At 68.7% G+C, this 16,675-nt stretch carries 17 protein-coding genes; 8 read left to right on the forward strand and 9 right to left on the reverse strand.

Annotated features, from left to right (window positions below; translation table 11 throughout):
• Nucleotides 1-16 precede the first annotated feature (16 nt).
• From HUA74_RS30460 to HUA74_RS30475, 4 genes are read left to right on the forward strand one after another with little or no spacing between them, the layout of a single operon-like run.
• A complete protein-coding gene (locus HUA74_RS30460) occupies nt 17-1,645 on the forward strand; it encodes a TadE/TadG family type IV pilus assembly protein (RefSeq protein WP_174457348.1) in 1,629 nt (542 codons plus the stop codon).
• 10 nt (nt 1,646-1,655) lie between these two features.
• Nucleotides 1,656-2,816 (forward strand): TadE/TadG family type IV pilus assembly protein, encoded by a 1,161-nt coding sequence (locus HUA74_RS30465; protein ID WP_174457349.1) that lies wholly within the window; start codon nt 1,656-1,658, stop codon nt 2,814-2,816.
• Between the two features lie 40 nt (nt 2,817-2,856).
• The gene (locus tag HUA74_RS30470; RefSeq protein WP_174457350.1) at nt 2,857-3,705 is read left to right on the forward strand and encodes a hypothetical protein; all 849 of its coding nucleotides are present in this window, start codon (nt 2,857-2,859) and stop codon (nt 3,703-3,705) included.
• Between the two features lie 2 nt (nt 3,706-3,707).
• Nucleotides 3,708-3,908, forward strand: a complete 201-nt coding sequence (locus HUA74_RS30475) for a hypothetical protein (RefSeq protein ID WP_174457351.1) — start codon at nt 3,708-3,710, stop codon at nt 3,906-3,908.
• An 11-nt stretch (nt 3,909-3,919) separates the two neighbouring features.
• Here the strand turns inward: HUA74_RS30475 and HUA74_RS30480 are convergent, their stop codons facing one another.
• Nucleotides 3,920-4,693: a hypothetical protein gene (locus HUA74_RS30480; protein WP_174457352.1), complete on the reverse strand. Its 774-nt coding sequence runs from the start codon at nt 4,691-4,693 to the stop codon at nt 3,920-3,922.
• Between the two features lie 101 nt (nt 4,694-4,794).
• On the opposite strand from HUA74_RS30480, the gene HUA74_RS30485 reads away from it, so the two are divergent.
• Nucleotides 4,795-5,406, forward strand: coding sequence for a hypothetical protein (locus HUA74_RS30485; RefSeq protein ID WP_174457353.1), 612 nt, complete (start codon nt 4,795-4,797; stop codon nt 5,404-5,406).
• Between the two features lie 3 nt (nt 5,407-5,409).
• Here HUA74_RS30485 and HUA74_RS30490 read toward each other — a convergent pair whose 3' ends face one another.
• Together HUA74_RS30490 and HUA74_RS30495 are read right to left on the reverse strand one after the other, a co-directional pair.
• On the reverse strand, nt 5,410-6,027 hold the full coding sequence (locus HUA74_RS30490) for a hypothetical protein (RefSeq protein ID WP_174457354.1): 618 nt from the start codon (nt 6,025-6,027) through the stop codon (nt 5,410-5,412).
• A gap of 53 nt (nt 6,028-6,080) precedes the next feature.
• Nucleotides 6,081-6,842 carry an AraC family transcriptional regulator gene (locus HUA74_RS30495; RefSeq protein WP_254625313.1) on the reverse strand — a complete coding sequence of 254 codons (762 nt, stop codon included), beginning with the start codon at nt 6,840-6,842 and terminating at the stop codon, nt 6,081-6,083.
• A gap of 178 nt (nt 6,843-7,020) precedes the next feature.
• On the opposite strand from HUA74_RS30495, the gene HUA74_RS30500 reads away from it, so the two are divergent.
• Nucleotides 7,021-9,261, forward strand: a complete 2,241-nt coding sequence (locus tag HUA74_RS30500; protein ID WP_174457356.1) for a M9 family metallopeptidase — start codon at nt 7,021-7,023, stop codon at nt 9,259-9,261.
• 42 nt (nt 9,262-9,303) lie between these two features.
• Here the strand turns inward: HUA74_RS30500 and HUA74_RS30505 are convergent, their stop codons facing one another.
• The 6 genes from HUA74_RS30505 to HUA74_RS30530 all read right to left on the reverse strand — a co-directional run bounded on the left by HUA74_RS30505 (nt 9,304) and on the right by HUA74_RS30530 (nt 15,606).
• The gene (locus HUA74_RS30505) at nt 9,304-10,878 is read right to left on the reverse strand and encodes an aldehyde dehydrogenase (NADP(+)) (protein ID WP_174457357.1); all 1,575 of its coding nucleotides are present in this window, start codon (nt 10,876-10,878) and stop codon (nt 9,304-9,306) included.
• A gap of 76 nt (nt 10,879-10,954) precedes the next feature.
• Nucleotides 10,955-11,845 carry a dihydrodipicolinate synthase family protein gene (locus HUA74_RS30510; RefSeq protein WP_174457358.1) on the reverse strand — a complete coding sequence of 297 codons (891 nt, stop codon included), beginning with the start codon at nt 11,843-11,845 and terminating at the stop codon, nt 10,955-10,957.
• Nucleotides 11,842-13,119: an FAD/NAD(P)-binding oxidoreductase gene (locus HUA74_RS30515; protein WP_174457359.1), complete on the reverse strand. Its 1,278-nt coding sequence runs from the start codon at nt 13,117-13,119 to the stop codon at nt 11,842-11,844. Before HUA74_RS30515 ends, HUA74_RS30510 begins: the two co-directional genes overlap by 4 nt.
• Nucleotides 13,120-13,275: 156 nt before the next feature.
• A complete protein-coding gene (locus HUA74_RS30520) occupies nt 13,276-13,545 on the reverse strand; it encodes a (2Fe-2S)-binding protein (protein ID WP_174457360.1) in 270 nt (89 codons plus the stop codon).
• Nucleotides 13,538-14,674, reverse strand: a complete 1,137-nt coding sequence (locus HUA74_RS30525) for an FAD-binding oxidoreductase (protein WP_174457361.1) — start codon at nt 14,672-14,674, stop codon at nt 13,538-13,540. The genes HUA74_RS30520 and HUA74_RS30525 overlap by 8 nt, the downstream gene beginning before the upstream one ends.
• Nucleotides 14,671-15,606 carry a proline racemase family protein gene (locus HUA74_RS30530; RefSeq protein ID WP_174457362.1) on the reverse strand — a complete coding sequence of 312 codons (936 nt, stop codon included), beginning with the start codon at nt 15,604-15,606 and terminating at the stop codon, nt 14,671-14,673. The genes HUA74_RS30525 and HUA74_RS30530 overlap by 4 nt, the downstream gene beginning before the upstream one ends.
• 275 nt (nt 15,607-15,881) lie before the next feature.
• Here HUA74_RS30530 and HUA74_RS30535 point away from each other — a divergent pair, with 275 nt between their 5' ends.
• Both HUA74_RS30535 and HUA74_RS30540 read left to right on the forward strand, forming a co-directional pair.
• Complete coding sequence (locus HUA74_RS30535; RefSeq protein ID WP_174457363.1) at nt 15,882-16,178, forward strand: hypothetical protein; 297 nt, start codon at nt 15,882-15,884, stop codon at nt 16,176-16,178.
• A 55-nt stretch (nt 16,179-16,233) separates the two neighbouring features.
• Nucleotides 16,234-16,527 carry a hypothetical protein gene (locus tag HUA74_RS30540; protein ID WP_174457364.1) on the forward strand — a complete coding sequence of 98 codons (294 nt, stop codon included), beginning with the start codon at nt 16,234-16,236 and terminating at the stop codon, nt 16,525-16,527.
• Nucleotides 16,528-16,675: the final 148 nt, after the last annotated feature.

A 16,675-nucleotide genomic window follows, 5' to 3' on the forward strand; every position in this document is an offset into this window, starting at 1 on the left:
CTCCCGGGGGATGACCATGTTCTCGCTACTTCGAAGGCTGCGCAGGGACGAACGGGGTCAGGCCCTGGTCATCGGCACCGTCGCCATGCTCGTGCTCGCCGTCACCGTCATGGCCTCCGTCAGCATTGGCCACGGTGTCTATGAAAAGATAAAGCTCCAGGACGCCGCCGACGCGCAGGCGTACTCCCTCGCGGTGAAGGAAGCCCGGGCCTACAACTTCCTGGCCTACACCAACCGCGCGATGATTGTTCATTACTCGGCCATGCTCACCTTCATGTCGTACGTGAGCCATGCCCTGTACCTGGACATGACCATCGGGAAGATCGCCAAGTACGCCAAGTACATCCCGGTCGTCAGCGCCATCTTCACCGCCGTCGAGCAGGTCATCAAAGCCTGGAAGAAAGCCGTGGAGTGGGTCGCCAGACTCCTCATCCCCATCCTATCGGCGCTCAACGTGGGCCTATGGCTCGCCCAGGAAGCCATGATGCTGGGGACCATGAAGGACCTGCTGCTCAACTCGAGCGAGGGCGTCATCCGAGGCACGGACCCCAAGGCCAGGCCAGGCTCGGTCATGTCCGCCGGCCCGGGGCTCGGGGCCATCATGGGCAAGTACAACGTCAACTTCTCCAACCTGAAGAACTTCCTGCACGTCATCGACGACGGCCCCGCGAGCAAGGACAAGACGTTCGACCTCACCGACCCCACGGGCCTGGGCAAGCGCTCCAAGCTCCTGAGCAAGGACGACAACAAGCTGTCCAAGCCCGACATGGCCAAGTACCGGCTGCTGATGGGCAACCTCGTCAATGGCGCACGGCGAGAATGGACGGCCGTGGGCAAGGAGATTCCTCTCATTGGCCGCAAGTGGTCCTTGAACCTCTGCGTCCTGCTCGTGGAGCTGCGCGTCGCCAAGGTCGCGGACAGCCAGGTCAAGAGCTTCGACGAGGGGTTCGAGGACAACCGCAGGGACCAGCTCTTCGCCTCCGACGACATCAAGATTCAGTGGAGAAGCCCCTGCCCCTATCTCTTCGGCGGCAGGGAGGATGGCTGGAACAACATCCTGTCCATCAACTTCCGGGTCGCCGCGGACAACCAGGGCGGCTTCCACCAGACCTACGGTCGACGCAAGACGGATGACCATCACAACTGGTGGGGCCTCACGCCCTTCCTCACGTCGGACACCAGCTTCGTCGACCCGTGGCACAACCACTTCAGCTATCCGTGCAACCTCACCATCCTGTCCAAGAACATGATTCCCACGAGCGCGGGGGATGAAATCCCGCCGTTCCACCTCGAGGGCATGCGCCAGAAGGGCTTCATGGCGGGCTCCAGCTCCGGGAAGCACGACGACAAGAAAGAGAAGGTCACCGGAGGCTTTCTCGACATCACCTGGAGGCTCGCGGGCGGGGTCCAGGACAAGAAGGCCCAGAAGTTCCGCGAGGAGACGGGGGGAATGATGGCCATGGCCGTGGGCCGCGCCATCTACCACCGCCCGGGTGACTGGAAGGAGGAGCCCAACTTCTTCAACCCCCTGTGGACCGCCCGCCTGGCGCCCGCGAAGACCCACTGGGAGGAGAGCGCCCTGGGCGACCTGATTGATGGGTGGCACACCGCCGAGTCGGAATTCGCCGACGCCCTCAACTACTGACGGGATGGCCATGACGACTCCAATCGCCACGAAGCGAAGAAGCTGGCAACCAGGCAGGCGCGCACGCCGGGGGGCGGCGACGACGGAGTTCGCCCTCCTGGCCCCCGTCATGGTCGTGCTCATCCTGGGGACGAGCTACTTCTGGGAGGTGCAGCACGTGCGCCTCAAGGCCGCGGAGCTCGCGCGCTACGTCGCCTTCGAGCGGACCGTGCGCCCGGACCTGGGCCGCATCACCGCCGAAGCGCAGGAGCGCTACCAGGACCTCGACGGCTCCACCAAGACGGGAGAGCTGCCCACCGGACTGGGCCATCAGAACCGGCTCACGCTCAACGTGCGCGTCGAGAACGCGAACGCGGCGCTCCAGGAGGAATCCCTCTCCGAACGCGGGAGCAAGGGAGGAGCAACCCAGTTCATGGGCAAGGTGCTGGGAGTCCTGGGCTCGACAGCGGGCTATGTCGCGAAGGCCATGGGCCTGGACCCCGACGAGGGCGCCGTTCGCGCCCAGGTGGAGGTCCACATCGAGAACGGCATCATCCCCCCGCAAATCGCCTTCCTCACGAGCCGCATCGACGACGACCGACTGGACCTGAACTTCAAGGAGACGTTCTTCCTGGTCCACGACACGTGGCGCGCCTGGGGCCATGGCGACGACCCCGCCAACTCGTATCCTCGCGTCCAGCAGCTCACCCATGACCGGGTGAAGCAGATCGCCTACGCGGGCCTCGCGTCCGAAGGCGGTGCGCTCGATACCATTGGCGCGGTGCTCTCCGTGCTGGGTTTGGATTTCCCCCTGAAGTCAGACTACATCCGCGACTCGGTCCTCATCCGTCACGTGAAGGAAGGGGGCCGCTACAATGCCGTCAGGAAGCCCCGAGGTGGCGACACGCGCACCGTCCCCGGCGACAAGCTCCTGGCGGCCTACTGGAAGAACGACACCCGGGCGTGCTTCGACAACTGCGAGCCCGACGAAATCAAGGAGAAGCGCGGGAGGGCCCGCACGGAGTATGGCCACTTCAACTGGCCCATGCGGGCCTACAACTGCCGAGGCAAATACTTCCAGGGCACGGTGGACTCCAAGGAGCCGGAGTCCGAGTACGCGCGCTCGAAGCGCAAGGGCGAGGACTACTTCACCTACGGAGACCTCGCGTGCTCCGAGAAGAAAGAGGAGTAGCGCGAGTGCGCACGTGGGTCTCCATTTCCGAGGGCACACGATGAAGCGCCTGGCGGACCGCACGGGCGCCCTGACGCGCGTCATCGGGCTGGGCGGCGTGTTGCTGGTGGTGGCCACGGCGGCCACCCTCCGTGAGCCTCCTCCCGAGCCACCTCCGCGCCCCAAGCCTCCGACGACGACGGGAGCCCTGGTCTCCGCGCCGCCCAACGCGCAGCCCATGACGAAGCGCTTCCAGGGACTCCTCCCCGCCTATCCGCGCGCGAAGGCCATTCCCATGGGACGGCTGGAGGCCAACGGCAACCCGATGGAGATGGCGTACTTCGAGACGACCGACTCCGCCGGAGAGGTGATGGAGTTCTATGCCCGCGAGTTCCGCCGGCAGGGCCACCGCACCGCGACCGAGCCGGATGGGGCCGGGGGTGGCGCCATCAGCTACTACGACGCGAAGCGCGGAGCACTCGTCTCCGTCACCACCGTGGGCATCGGCGGCAAGCCTCCCCGCACCCAGGTCTTCCCCTCCATCATCGATGCTCCCGAAGGCATGCACCTGAAGGCCGTGGTGCCCGCCTCGCTGCCGCGCCCCCCTGGCGCCACGACGATGCTGCGCCTCGAGGACCGCAACAAGGGTCCCACCGAGGGCAACACCACCATCACCGAGGTGGCGCAAGGCACGCCCGTCGGCCTCGCGAGCTTCTACCGGCAACAGTTCGAACAGAGCGGCTACGTCCAGAAGGACGCACGCTCCGAAGCCGAGGGCGTGCAGTTGCTCGACTTCCAGAAGCCCGGGGAGCGCATCTCCCTGTCCCTGTCCCCCATGGGTGGCCCGGAGTCGGGGGAGACACTCGTGACCGTGGTCCTCGAACGGACCGACTCAGCTCAGGAGCCCTGAACATGAACGGATGGCTGACCTCCTCTTACCGCTGGCTGCGCCGCCCTCGCTCACGCGGACAGGCGCTGACGGAGTTCTCCCTGCTGCTGGCGGCGCTCATCGTGGGGACCCTGGGTCTGTCCGCCTTCGCGCCGGACATCTTCGCCGTGTACACAATCTACGTGCGCGGCTTCTACGTCGTGCTCGGCTATCCCCTGGGCTGAGTGGCACGCCCTCACTGCCCGGGCACGCGGGGAATGGCGATGGGGACCGAGTCCAGCGCGGGCTTCGCGCCCGTCCCCGTCGCCCGGACCACCCAGGTCGTCTCCGCATCGCGGATGGACTCCACGCCGAGCAGCGGAACCCGCTCGGTGCTCACCACACCCACGAGGCCTCCATCCTCCCGACGGAAGGTCTGCTCGCGCGCCTTGCCCGCGAAGGGCCCCTCGCGCAGCACGGTGTCCCGCTCCCCCTCCAGCACGCCCCTGAGCTCTGGCTGGTCGACATGGAGGTCCACCGGAATGGAGAGGGGCGCATGGGGCGGTACGGAGATGGCGAGCCGGTCGACGAAGGGACGCGCTCCTCCCCGGACCCAGAGGACCACGAGCGTGCGCGGCGAGGTCTCATGGTCCAGCTCCAGCTGATACAGCGGCGTGCCATCCTCCCGGACCGTCTCCCCCACCAGGGAGATACGGACCCGCGACTGGGTCTCCTTGCTTCGCAGCGCATAGTCGACCCACGTCCCGAGCACGGGGCGAAGCTGGCCATACAGCAAGGGCGCGGGAACCAGCGCCCGGGCCTCCTTGAGGCGGGACGAGTCCACCATGATGGGCGCGGCCGGGGCGGTGGTTCCCGCGTCCTCGACCTCCGCCACCGGAAGTGGGGCGGGCGGCGGCGTCAGGGGAACCAGGGCCAATCCCTGCCCGGCGTCCTCCGCTCCCCGCCGGGAGTCGGAGCAGGCACCGAACAGCAGGAAGGAAACACTCAAGGCCGTCGGAATGCGGGACATGGGGCAATCCTATATGGTTCCCCCTCGCGCCCCAATCCAATGCATGTCTTTGATTTGGAGACCTCCTCCACTGCGAGGGGTTGCGAATGGGAAGGATGTGGATGATGGGTGCCGCGGCGCTGCTCTCCCTGCTGGCCGTGCTGGTCCAGGCCCAGGTGGCGACTCCCCAGGGCTTTCCCGAGCTCCCCATCGTTCCGCGCGAGGGAGGCTGGGCGCGCTACGAAGCCCTCGCCACGGACGGCCCTTCGCGCTTCGTGGTCAAGGTCGGCGCGCCGGGGCGCTATCAGGAGAAGCGCGGACGATGGCTCGAGATGGAGATAGAGGTCCCCTCCTCGGGCCGCATCACCATCCAATTCCTCGTCGAGGGCGACCGCTTCGGCTCCAACAACGTCCTGCTGATGAGAGCCACCATTCCCGGAGAGAAGTCCCGCGAGACAGCCGAGCCCTTCAAGAAGGACGCGGCCAAATCCAGACGCGAAGGGAAGTTCCTCCAGAAGACGACGGAGACCGTCGCCGGAAAGACATTGGAGGTGCTGGAGTACACCTTCTCCGGAGGAATCACCGCCGAGTGGTCCGCCGCCGTCCCCGGCCTGGGCCTGGTGCGCATGGGCGGAGAGAACCCGTTCCACCTCGTCGACTTCGGCGTGGGCGGAGACCCGTGGAAGGAGCGGACCACGCCCGCCATGTTCCCCGCGCCACCGTCCAAGAAGTGAGCCTCAGCGCCCGGGCGCGCGCGGAGACAGCCCCACCTTCAGCAGCCGTCCTCGCACGTCATCCACCGCGTCGTGCGCGAGCCGCGCCTCCAGGCGCAGCGACGCTCCGCGTCCCGCCTGGAGCAACACCCGGGGCGGCTCGCCGTCGCCCTTCTGGAAGGAGAACCACTCCAGCTCCGAGAAGCGCGTGCGCCGCCCCAAGGGGTCGATGAAGCCGTCACCCGCGAGGAACAACCCCGGCACCAGGTGCAGGCCGATGGCGCCCAGCCACACCGCCAACCCCAGACAGAAGCTCCCCAGCGCCGGCCGCGCCTCCGAATACACCAGGTGCACGCCGAGCAGCGCCAGCAGCCCCATCCCCGCGAGAATCTGGAGATAGGTCCCCATCCGAGCCCGCGAGCCCAGCGCGACGAGCGCCCGCGCCCGCAGCAGCGACACCAGCGCCACGAGCGACAGCAACACCTGTCCTCCCGAGGCCACGGCCACCGCCAGGGCCATCATCCCCCGACGCCCGCCGAGCGCCTGCGACTCCTGGACGAGCCACGCCGCGCAGCCGCCGAAGAACGCCAGCGCCACGACATGGAATGCGACGGTGGACACGGGGAACGCGGTCGCTTTCATCGGTGCCCGCCAGCGCACCACATCCGCGAGGGTTTGGGGAAGGCCCCCTCCCTTCAGCGGGCCCGCTTGCCCCGGGGCGCTCCCGACACGGACGTGGCGACGACGAGCTGCCGGTACTGTCGCGGGCTCAACCCCGTCACCTGTTTGAACTGGCGCGACAGCGCGCTCTGGTCACAGAAGCCCACCGCCAGGGCGATGGCGGCGATGGGCTGCGCATCCTCCACCAGTCGCTCCGCCGCCGCGTCGATGCGAGTCTTCATGATGAACTGCCCCGCCGACAGCTGGAAGATGCGCCGCATCCGCCGCTCGAACTGCGCCGCGGACATCCCCGCCCGCCGCGCCAGCGAGTCGATGCGCAGCCGCTCCCCATAGTTCGCCTGGATGTAGTCGATGGTCCCCGCGAAGCGCTCGTCCACCAGCCCCGCGCGCCCCGGCTCGTGCACGTCCTTGGACAGACACGCCAGCCCCATCACCTCGCCCGTGGCGTCGAACAGCGGCACCTTGCTCGTCAGACACCAGCCCGGCTCGCGGCTGTTGAACAACGTCAGGTCCAGGTTGTCCACGAGCGCGCGCCCCGTCCGGAACACCTTCTCGTCCTGTCGCACGTACCGGTCCGCCATGTGCTGCGGGAACAGCTCGTGCGCCGTGCGCCCCACCGCCGCCGCCTTGCTCTTCAGGCCACAGCGCTCCGCGCACGCCTCGCTGATGCACACGTAGCGCCCCCGGATGTCCTTCACCGAGAAGACGATGTCCGGCACCCGGTCGAACAGCTCCTCCGCGAACAGCGGATTCGCCACCCGCCCCATGAAGCCCATCCGCCAGTGTTCCAAGGTTTCACGCGTTTTGGTGGTTTCCATTCGTCCCCACAAGGGAAAGACACAAGAACGTCACACGTGCTCAGGAATACCTTGAACACCGCGTGAAACCCACGTCGGTGTCACTCGGAAGGGACGACACCGTGCGGCAAGCCCCCCACTCGAGGAGCACGAAGCCATGCGCAGTCCAATCACGGATTGGTGTCGCTGTCACATCGTCCTCGCCATCTGTTGTCTCACCCTGTTCGCACCCGGAGCGGACGCCCGCCCAGGAGGTCCTCCCCCGGCCGAGCCTGCTCAGCGCGTCCATGGACTGGAGCATGCGCACCAACGCATCCAGCCCGACGAACGGCAGCCGGATGTCTCCCCGGAACAGCTGCGTCAGGCGCTCACCCCGCCCGCGCCGAAGCGCTCCCTGCTGGCGTGTGACGCGGCGGCCTTCGGGTCCGCTTCCGGCACGGCGCTCGTCACGCTGGTGAAGGGCTCCCCGACGGACTGCATCAACACGCTGTTCAGCGTCTCGGGCACGCTCGCCCGGCAGGTGTTCATCGAGAGCAAGATGGTCACCATCGCCAACGCGCTCACCCCCAGCGCGCAGGCCTATGTGGGGAACAACAGCGGCCAGACGCTCCAGCTCATCATGTTCCTGCGCGCGGGGTACTACGTGCAGTACTACGCCCCAGACGTCGTGGGCAGCTACGGCACGGCGCTGGCCAACGCCATCCGCCCGGCCCTGGCCGCCTTCGTGGCCAACAGCCACTTCCGGGACGTCAACGACGACCACGGCGCGGTGCTCAGTGAGTTCGTCACGCTCATCGACAGCTCGAGCGAGAACGCGCGGCACCTGGGCACCTTCAAGGGCCTTCTGGACCGCTTCAACAACACCGCCCTGGCCTCCTGGTACATGCGCAGCGCCACCAACAACGTCTTCGTCGGCCTGTTCCGCGGCCACTACAACGACGACTTCGTGGCGGCCGTGCAGCAGGACACGTCCATCATCGACTCGCTGGACTCCTTCGGCCTGCGCACCGAGCACCTGCTGGGCACCGACAACCAGTACCTCACCGTCAACGCGGCCCGCGAGCTGTCCCGCTTCCTCCAGTACCCGGGGACGGTGCAGACGAAGACGCGCCCCAAGGTGAAGGCGCTCATCACCAACCACTCGATGACGGGCCCCACCGCGGGCGTCTGGGTGGGCGCGGCGGAGATGGCCGACTACTACGACGGCACCAACTGCGCGTACTACGGCATCTGCGACTTCCGCAGGACGCTGGAGCAGGCGGTGCTGCGCGTGACGCACAACTGCGGTGCCACGCTGCGCATGCGCGCCCAGGAGATGACGGCCACGCAGCTCACGCAGAGCTGCGGCCTGCTCGCCACGCAGGAGACCTACTTCCACGACAAGCTGAAGACGGGCCGCCTGCCCGTCGCCAGTGACAACAATACGTCGCTGGAGATGGTCATCTTCGACAGCAGCCTGGACTACCAGACGTATGCCGGCGCGCTGTTCGGCATCGACACCAACAACGGTGGCATGTACCTGGAGGGAGACCCGGCGGCGTCCGGCAATCAGGCCCGCTTCATCGCCTACGAGGCGGAGTGGGTTCGGCCCGCGTTCGAAATCTGGAACCTGCGCCACGAGTACGTCCACTACCTGGACGGCCGCTTCGACATGAAGGGCGACTTCGGCGACAGCATCAGCCAGCCCACCATCTGGTGGATTGAAGGCCTGGGTGAGTACGTCTCCAAGAAGGACGACAACGCGGACGCGGTGGAGATTGGCACCAGCAAGAGCTTCCAGCTCAGCCAGATTCTGCGCAACGACTACAACAGTGGCACCGAGCGCGTGTACTACTGGGGCTACCTCGCGGTGCGCTTCATGTTCGAGCGCCACTCGGGGCAGGTGGACACCTTCGTCGGCCAGTTCCGCGCGGGGAACTACACCGGGTATCGCACGTCGCTGGATGGCCTGGGCTCGGCGTACGACGCGGAGTTCCATCAGTGGATTGACTGCGTCTCCACCGCGACCGACCCGAGCACCTGCGCGAATCCGGACCCGGGCCCCGGTCCTGGCACCGGCACGGCGTGCACGGGCGCGGACACGCGGATGCTGGACAACGGCTGCTACCGGGGCCCGCTGGCCGGCAACAACATCCAGTACTTCTACCTCTGGGTGCCCGCTGGCGCGCGCAACCTGCGCTTCCAGATGAGCGGCGGCACGGGCAACGCGGACCTCTACATCCGCGCCAACCAGTGGCCGTCGACGACGGCGTATGACTACCGCCCGTATCTGGCCGGCAACAACGAGGTGGTGGACATCCCCTCGCCGCAGACCGGCGTCTACTACTACGCCATGGTGAGAGCCCGCGCGGCGTTCGCGGGTGTGAAGCTGGAGGCCCGCTTCGACGCGACGCCGTGAAGCCCGGGAGTGACTCCCGGGTGAAGACGGGGCACCCGGGAGTCACTCCCGCCGCAGTACACCCTCCACCGTTCGCCACAGGCCCAGGGGGTTCGCCTCGCGCAGCTCCGGAGGGAGCAGCGCGTCCGGCACATCCTGGAAGCACACCGGCCGCACGAAGCGGCGGATGGCGCCCGTGCCCACGGCGGTGAAGCGACCATCCGAGCTGGCCGGAAAGGGACCGCCATGCACCATGGCCGGGCAGACCTCCACGCCCGTGGGGACACCGTTCATCAGCACTCGCCCCACGCGGTCCGACAACGTGGGGAGCAGTTCGGAGGCCAACGCCGTGTCTCCCGCATCCATCATCACCGTCGCGGTGAGCTGGCCTTCCAGTCGCGAGGCCACGCGCACCAGCTCCGCCGCGTCACGCGCCACGGTCAGCACCGCGCAGCTTCCGAACACCTCTTCGGTGAGCGCGCTCTCGGCGAGCACCACGCGGGCCTCCGCCTCGAACAGCGCGGCGGCGCCCAGCGCGGCCTTCGACTCACCCCGCGCACAGGTCCGCGTGTCCGTGCGAGCGGCGAGACGGCTCACGCCCTCTCGAAAGCGCTCGGCGATGGCGGGCGACAACATGGGCGCGGCCGCCGCGGCCCCCAGCTTCTCCGCGAGCCGTGCGCGGAAGGCCTCGTACCCCGGGCCCTCCACCGCCACGAGCAATCCGGGCGAGGTGCAGAACTGGCCCGCGCCCTGGAGGATGGACGTGGCCAGCGCGTCCGCCATCGCCTGGGGACGAGCGGCCAGCGCCTCCGGCAGGAGGAAGATGGGGTTGATGGAGCCCATCTCCGCGAAGACGGGAATGGGAACGGGCCGAGCGGCGGCCAGCGCCATCAGCGCGCGACCTCCGCCACGAGAGCCCGTGAAGCCGACGGCGCGGATGGCGGGGTGACGCACGAGCGAGGCGCCCACCTCCGTGCCCGCATCGAACAGGAGCGAGAACACGCCTTCATGCAGCCCACACGCCGCCACGGCCGCGCGGATGGCCAGGCCCGCGCGCTCCGACGTCGCGGGGTGCGCGGGATGGGCCTTGGCGACGACGGGACAGCCGGCGGCCAGCGCGGACGCGGTGTCACCTCCGGCGACGGAGAACGCGAGCGGGAAGTTGCTCGCGCCGAACACGGCCACGGGCCCCACGGGGCGCAGCAGGGAGCGCAGGTCCGCACGCGGCAGGGGACGGCGCTCGGGCAGGGCCCGGTCGATGCGTGCATCCACCCAACTGCCTTCCTCCAGCAACCGAGCGAACTGACGGAACTGTCCGGCCGCGCGGCCCAGCTCCCCCTGGATGCGCGCGGGGGGAAGGCCGGTCTCCTTCGGCGTCACGGCGAGGAAGTCCGCCTCCGCCGCGAGGAGCGCCTCGGCGATGTGCTCCAGGAACACGGCGCGCTGACGCGAGGACAGCGCCGCGAGCGTGGGGGCGGCCTGCTCCGCGAGCACGCAGGCCCGCTCCACCTCCTGGGGCCGCGCGCCGTGGAAGCGAGGCTCGAGCGCCACGCCCTCCGCGGGATTCCAGCCGGTGAACGTCGGCCCACCGGGCTCGCCGCGTTCGGCGCCAATCAAGGACAGTCCCATCCAGCTCATGCAGCGACCTCACTCCGGGAGGGGCCCATCGCCCCTCCAGCTTCGATACAGGACACTTCGCACCGCGCAACGGCCACTACAGCGCGGGCCGGTTCGCCAGGGCCTCGCGCAACACGCGCAGGCACTCCTCGCGCTCGGCACCCGCCAGCTCCAGCCGAGGCCCACGCACCCGCTCGTGGCCCCAGCCCACTTCCTGCTGTACCAGCTTGATGAGCTGGACGAACTTGGTGACGGTGTCCAGGCGCAGGAGCGGCAGGAACCAGCGGTACAACTCGAACGCGGCCTGCTTCTTTCCGGCGAGGGACAGCTCGAGCAATCGCACGGACTCGGCGGGGAATGCATTGACCAATCCCGCCACCCAGAAGCGCGCGCCCGCGTCCACGCCCTCGACGAGGCAGTCGTCCACGCCCACGCCCAGGGCCAGCCGGTCTCCCAGGAGGGCGCGAATGGCGGTGACGCGACGGGCATCGGTGGAGGACTCCTTCACGGCGACCGCATTGTCATGCTCGGCGGCCAGCTCCGCGAGGTGGGCGGGGGTGAAGTCCGTCTTGTAGGCGACGGGGTTGTTGTAGAGCAGGCACGGCAGCTTCGTGGCGCGCAGGACAGCGGACATGTGGGCCTTCATCTCGCGCCAGTCGCTGGAATAGACATACGGGGGCAACACCATCAGCCCGGCGCAGCCCGCCTCCTCCGCGGCGCGAGCCAGCCGCACGGCCTCCGCGGTGGACAGCGCGGCGATGCCTGGGATGACGGGCGCCTTCACCGCGTCCACGCACGTGCGCATCACCGCGGCCTTCTCTTCCAGGCTCAGCGTCGCGCCCTCGCCCAGTGAGCCGCAGGGGATGATGCCGGTGCAGCCCTGCGACACCAGCCAGCGCACGTGTGAGCGCACCGTGCCGTGGTCGACGGACAGGTCCGTGTTGAAGGGGGTGGTGATGGCGGGGAGGACACCAGTCCAGAGGCTCATGACTCTCTCGTGTGGGTAGAGGAAACTTCCGAGGGAAGGCGCAGGCTGCCGATGCGCGCCGGGAGGCACGGTGGGCGCACGTCCTCGCCCGACCAGCCGAAGAGGGTTTGCGCCGCCGTTCCGCAGGTGCGGCCCTGACAGGCGCCCATACCCAGCCGGGCGTACAGCCGGGCCTCGCGCAGGTTCTGACAGCCCTCCAGCGCGGACATGGGCACGTCCTCGCAGCGGCACAGCAGCGTGTCGGGCGTGGCCAGTCGTCGCAGCTCCGCGCGGGGCGCGTCATGCAGCGCGAGCCGGGCGGCGAACGCGCGGACGCGATGCCAGGTGCGCTCCAGCTCGATGGGAATGGGTTGCTCGGCGGCGACGAGTCCGGCCAGCTCTCCGGTGACGAGCGCCTGGTCCACGCCGCCGATGCCGAGCAGTTCGCCCACGGCGTGGACCTTGGGGACGCGTGTCTCCATGCGCTCGTTCACGACCACCGCTCCCGCCGAGGTCTCACAGCCCAGGAGCCGGGCCACTTCCAGATTGGGCACGAGCCCATAGGCCGCGCCCAGGTAGTCACACTGGAGTTGCTCCTCGCGACCGCGCACGGACAGGCGGACCGACTCCAACCGGTCCTCGCCTTCAGCGGCGATGACCCAGGCGTCCGTGGACGTGGGCACGCTGATGAGCGTCGCTGACATCAGGGCGCCTTGGAGCAGCTTGGCCGGGTGTCGCCAGAGCTGGAGGGCGAAGCTCCAGTGGCTCGCGGCGGAGGCCTGCTCGGCGATGTAGAGGACCTCGCCACCGTGGGCGTGAATCGTCGCGGCGGCGGCGAGCAACAGCGGGCCCGTGCCGGCGAGCACCACGCGTTTGCCGCGCATGGGGAGGCCATCCTTCACGAGCACCTGGAGGCCGCTGACGCCCAGCACGCCCGGCAGTGTCCAACCGGGGAACGGGAGGAAGCGCTCGCGAGCGCCGGTGGCGAGCACCGCACGGCCGTAGCGCACCGCGAACGAGGAGGAACCCTCTTCGACCAGGAGCACGCCCGGCTCGGGGGCGGCGACGACGCGGGCGCCTGGACGAAAACGAGCGCCCGACGCGGAGAAGCGGGAGAGCCACCGACGCGCGAGACGATTCGTGCCCTTTCGGGCCTCGCCTCGCCAGACCTGACCACCGGGCTCTGGCTGGGCGTCGAGGACAAGGACATCCAGCCCAGCTTCGGCCGCACGGCAAGCGGCGGCGAGTCCGCCCGGTCCTGCGCCGACGACCACGAGGTCACAGGCCTCACGCATGAGTGCGCACCTCATCCGCGCGGCAAGCCGCGGCGAACCTTCCGAGACCGGCACCAGCCAAGAGGTCACAGGCCTCACGCATGAGTGCGCACCTCGTCCGAGCGGCAAGCCGCGGCGAACCTTCCGAAACCGGCACCAGCCAAGAGGTCACAGGCCTCACGCATCGGTCACCACCTCCTGGTCATCACGGCACGGCGTCAGGCACATGAGGACCTCGGGCACACCATCGATGGTGGCTCGGCACTCGAAGCAGACGCCCATTCCACAGAGGGGCCCACGAGGGCGCCCGCTCAAGTCCGCGCGACTGACGAAGCTGTCCGTCATCGCCAGCGCAGCCGCGACAGACGTCCCCACCGGCACCGTGACAGCGCGCCCGTTGATGCGCAGGGTGACGAGCGTGACGGCCTTCGACGCTGTCTCACGCATGAGCAGTCTCCCGAGAAGACACCGTCAGGAAGCGCGCGGGTGAATACGGACGCGCATCAATGGCGCTGGTGCGCCCGAGCAGTTGGTCCGCCACCAGTCGCGCGCTGCCCGTGGCCGTGGTGATACCGAGCCCCTCATGGCCACACGCCAGCCAGAGCCACGGCTTCTCCGGATGCGGCCCCAGCAACGGCAGCCCATCGGGGGTCGCCGGACGCAGCCCCGTCCAGACGCGCAGCGCCTGCAAGCCATCGAGCCCCGGCAGGAACATGGCCGCGCGCTTCAGCATGCGCTCCAGGAGCGCCGCGTCCACCTCGCGCGTCGCATCGCCCGGCTGTCGCGACGAGCCCAGCAAGAGCTGCCCCGTGACACGTGGCTGGGCATTGAACGCCACGGAAGCGCCGTCCGTGCCGTGCGCGCTCTTGAGGTAACCCAGCTCCACCAACTGGTGATGCACCACGGGAGCCCCGCGCCGGGTGATGAGCAGGTGTCCCTTGCGCGGAGAGATGGGCAGCCCAGGGCAGAGCGCGGGACTGGCCACTCCCGCCGCGAGCACGATGTGCCGTGCCGTCAGCACGTCACCGTTGGAGAGCACGACACTTCCCGGGCGCAGCTCCCGAACCGGACACCCCGTCATCAGCCGCGCGCCACGGGCCTGGGCACGCAGCGCGAAGGTCCGCGCGGCGAGCGGCGGATACAGCACGGCATCATCCACGACACGCAGCGCCCCCACGAGTCCCGGAGCAAGCGCGGGCTCGGCCTCATAGAGCGCCGCGCTGTCGAGCACTTCGACACGGACACCCGCGGCGCGGTAGTTCGCCACCTTCGCGGAGACCGCGGCCATCTCCTCATCATCGGCGGCGAGCCAGAGGGTGCCACACGCGTCGTACTCCACCGTGCGAGGCAGTCCATCGGCGAGTTCTCGCCACAGCGACACGGACCACGACGTCAGCGCGAGCTCCGCCGCGTTGTCATCCATCGCCACCAGGTGGCCCATGCCACACGCCGTCGTCCCCGCGCCGATGGACCGCGCCTCCACGAGCGCCACCGACACACCGTCGGCGCTGAGCACATCCGCGAGCGCCGCGCCGACGATGCCACCGCCGACGATGACGCAGTCGAAGGCGCTCATCCAATGCCCCAGGCAAACGGGTCCGTCGGGTCCACCAGCAACGTGGCCTCCGCGTTGACGGACGCGGTGCCGGTGATGGTGGGCAGGATGCGCGCACCGTCACGGACGTAACGCGCCTCGAAGCGACTGCCGATGATGCTCTCCTGCACCCACGTCGCGCCTTCCGCGAGCACACCCTCGGCGGCCAGGCACGCGACCTTCGCGCTCGTCCCGGTGCCGCACGGAGACCGGTCATAGGCCAGCCCCGGACAGAGCACGAAGTTGCGAGCATCCACCCCCGGCGTCGGAGACGGGGCATACAGCTCGACGTGGTCGATTTCCGCGCCGCCCTCCCCGGTGATGCCCTGGTCCGCGAGCGCCTGCTTGATGGCGGAGGTGTACGCCAGGAGCGCGGGCGTCCGTGACAGCTCCAGCGGCAGGTGCGTGGCGCGGGAGAGGAAGAACCAGTTGCCACCCCAGGCGATGTCGCCGCGCACCTCGCCATGCCCCGGCACGGACACGGCTACGTCGTGCGCCCACCGGTAGCTCGGCACATTGGCGATGCTGACGCGCCCGTCCGGATGCAGCGTGGCCTTCACCACGCCGACAGGGGTCTCCAGCGAGTGGACACCAGGACCGATGCGCCCCAGATACTCCAGCGTCTTCACCACGCCGATGGTCCCGTGGCCACACATCCCGAGATAGCCAACGTTGTTGAAGAAGATGATGCCCGCGACGCTCGCCGCGCTGACGGGCGGACACAGCAGCGCGCCCACCATGACGTCGGACCCACGAGGCTCGCAGACAATGGCCTTGCGAAAGGCGTCGAACTTCTCGCGGAAGCGCTCGCGCAGGCTCGCCAGATCGCCCGCTCCCAGCTCCGGGCCTCCGTCCGTCACCACGCGCGTGGGCTCACCCCCGGTATGACTGTCGATGACACGAATGCGCCGCATGCGAACCACTCCCTCTACCCGGGCCTCCCATGAGCCACCCTAGGAGTCCCGAGGCGCTGTTTCTTGGGAGATTCGACCACACTCGCGAGGCAATCACGCAAATGCCCCAGCGAGCAGGCCTCCTCGGGGACACGCGCCGGGACGCGCGCGCCGGCGACAGGGGTGGCTCCAGCGGGTGGTGACGCGACCGGCCAGGACCGCCGGCCCCTCGATTCTCCTTGGCGCCAGCCGCCACTGGAAGTGAAGTCGCACTCCCTCATCCCCGGGAGCGTTCAATGAATCGTCAGACGTGGAGCGGTGCCTTCGTGGTGGCCTTGCTGCTGACTGGCTGTGGAGGAGGCGCTGAGTCGCAAGGCCCCGAGGCCGAGGCCGCGGTCCGCCAGTCGCTCTCCGGCCCCTGGGAGTGCGACCCCGCTGAATGGTGCCATGTCAGTGAGCACACCCTGGAGTGTCCCCCGGGCTCCGCCTACGGGACGGCCTACGCCTGGCCCACGCAGGCGGGCGGCTACTGCACCCAGCGCTTCGCGTGCGACTCCGTCATCCCCCTCTGCCCCGCCCCCATCGACCCCTGACTTCGATTACTATCGCCACGCAGTGGCATCAGACCTTCCACCCACGGAGTTCGACATGAAGTCGCGTCACCTCATCGGAGCCATGCTGGCGTTCGGAGTCCTCTCGGGGTGCGGCGTCACGGGCGAGGAAGACTCGGAGCAGGCCCCCAACGTCAGCCAGGTGGGTGCGCTCGACGCGTGCAACGGCACGCTGCTGTGGGAGTACAACTTCTACAGCGACGCCTCCCATTTCGAGCAGGTGGGCGGAATCATCTGCAAGTGCCGAGGCACCGTCGTCACGTGGGGTGACACCTCGACGCCGTATGTCGGGTACTGGAGCGGCGTCTGTCCGGGCCAGCCCACTCGCTGAACTGAGCTGGGACATGGCCTGTCCTCGCTCGGCCCACCGGGCGTGGGCATGGAGAAGGAGCACCCGTTCACCACGCGGCCTGGCATCACCCTGGCCGCGTGTGTGAACACCCACTCCACGCTGGCCCTCGTCGCCGCGCCGGGAACGC

It is taken from the genome of Myxococcus sp. CA051A (genome assembly GCF_013336705.1).
Lineage (GTDB): Bacteria > Myxococcota > Myxococcia > Myxococcales > Myxococcaceae > Myxococcus > Myxococcus llanfairpwllgwyngyllgogerychwyrndrobwllllantysiliogogogochensis.

What these genes read in the sequence shown, in the direction of transcription:
- HUA74_RS30535 (WP_174457363.1), top strand. Translation starts at nt 15,882, where the DNA reads ATGAATCGTCAGACGTGGAGCGGTGCCTTCGTGGTGGCCTTGCTGCTG.
- HUA74_RS30475 (WP_174457351.1), top strand. Translation starts at nt 3,708, where the DNA reads ATGAACGGATGGCTGACCTCCTCTTACCGCTGGCTGCGCCGCCCTCGC.
- HUA74_RS30490 (WP_174457354.1), bottom strand. Translation starts at nt 6,027, where the DNA reads ATGAAAGCGACCGCGTTCCCCGTGTCCACCGTCGCATTCCATGTCGTG.
- HUA74_RS30525 (WP_174457361.1), bottom strand. Translation starts at nt 14,674, where the DNA reads ATGAGCGCCTTCGACTGCGTCATCGTCGGCGGTGGCATCGTCGGCGCG.
- HUA74_RS30465 (WP_174457349.1), top strand. Translation starts at nt 1,656, where the DNA reads ATGACGACTCCAATCGCCACGAAGCGAAGAAGCTGGCAACCAGGCAGG.
- HUA74_RS30505 (WP_174457357.1), bottom strand. Translation starts at nt 10,878, where the DNA reads ATGAGCTGGATGGGACTGTCCTTGATTGGCGCCGAACGCGGCGAGCCC.
- HUA74_RS30500 (WP_174457356.1), top strand. Translation starts at nt 7,021, where the DNA reads ATGCGCAGTCCAATCACGGATTGGTGTCGCTGTCACATCGTCCTCGCC.
- HUA74_RS30510 (WP_174457358.1), bottom strand. Translation starts at nt 11,845, where the DNA reads ATGAGCCTCTGGACTGGTGTCCTCCCCGCCATCACCACCCCCTTCAAC.
- HUA74_RS30530 (WP_174457362.1), bottom strand. Translation starts at nt 15,606, where the DNA reads ATGCGGCGCATTCGTGTCATCGACAGTCATACCGGGGGTGAGCCCACG.
- HUA74_RS30470 (WP_174457350.1), top strand. Translation starts at nt 2,857, where the DNA reads ATGAAGCGCCTGGCGGACCGCACGGGCGCCCTGACGCGCGTCATCGGG.
- HUA74_RS30485 (WP_174457353.1), top strand. Translation starts at nt 4,795, where the DNA reads ATGATGGGTGCCGCGGCGCTGCTCTCCCTGCTGGCCGTGCTGGTCCAG.
- HUA74_RS30495 (WP_254625313.1), bottom strand. Translation starts at nt 6,842, where the DNA reads ATGGGCTTCATGGGGCGGGTGGCGAATCCGCTGTTCGCGGAGGAGCTG.
- HUA74_RS30480 (WP_174457352.1), bottom strand. Translation starts at nt 4,693, where the DNA reads ATGTCCCGCATTCCGACGGCCTTGAGTGTTTCCTTCCTGCTGTTCGGT.
- HUA74_RS30460 (WP_174457348.1), top strand. Translation starts at nt 17, where the DNA reads ATGTTCTCGCTACTTCGAAGGCTGCGCAGGGACGAACGGGGTCAGGCC.
- HUA74_RS30515 (WP_174457359.1), bottom strand. Translation starts at nt 13,119, where the DNA reads ATGCGTGAGGCCTGTGACCTCGTGGTCGTCGGCGCAGGACCGGGCGGA.
- HUA74_RS30540 (WP_174457364.1), top strand. Translation starts at nt 16,234, where the DNA reads ATGAAGTCGCGTCACCTCATCGGAGCCATGCTGGCGTTCGGAGTCCTC.
- HUA74_RS30520 (WP_174457360.1), bottom strand. Translation starts at nt 13,545, where the DNA reads ATGCGTGAGACAGCGTCGAAGGCCGTCACGCTCGTCACCCTGCGCATC.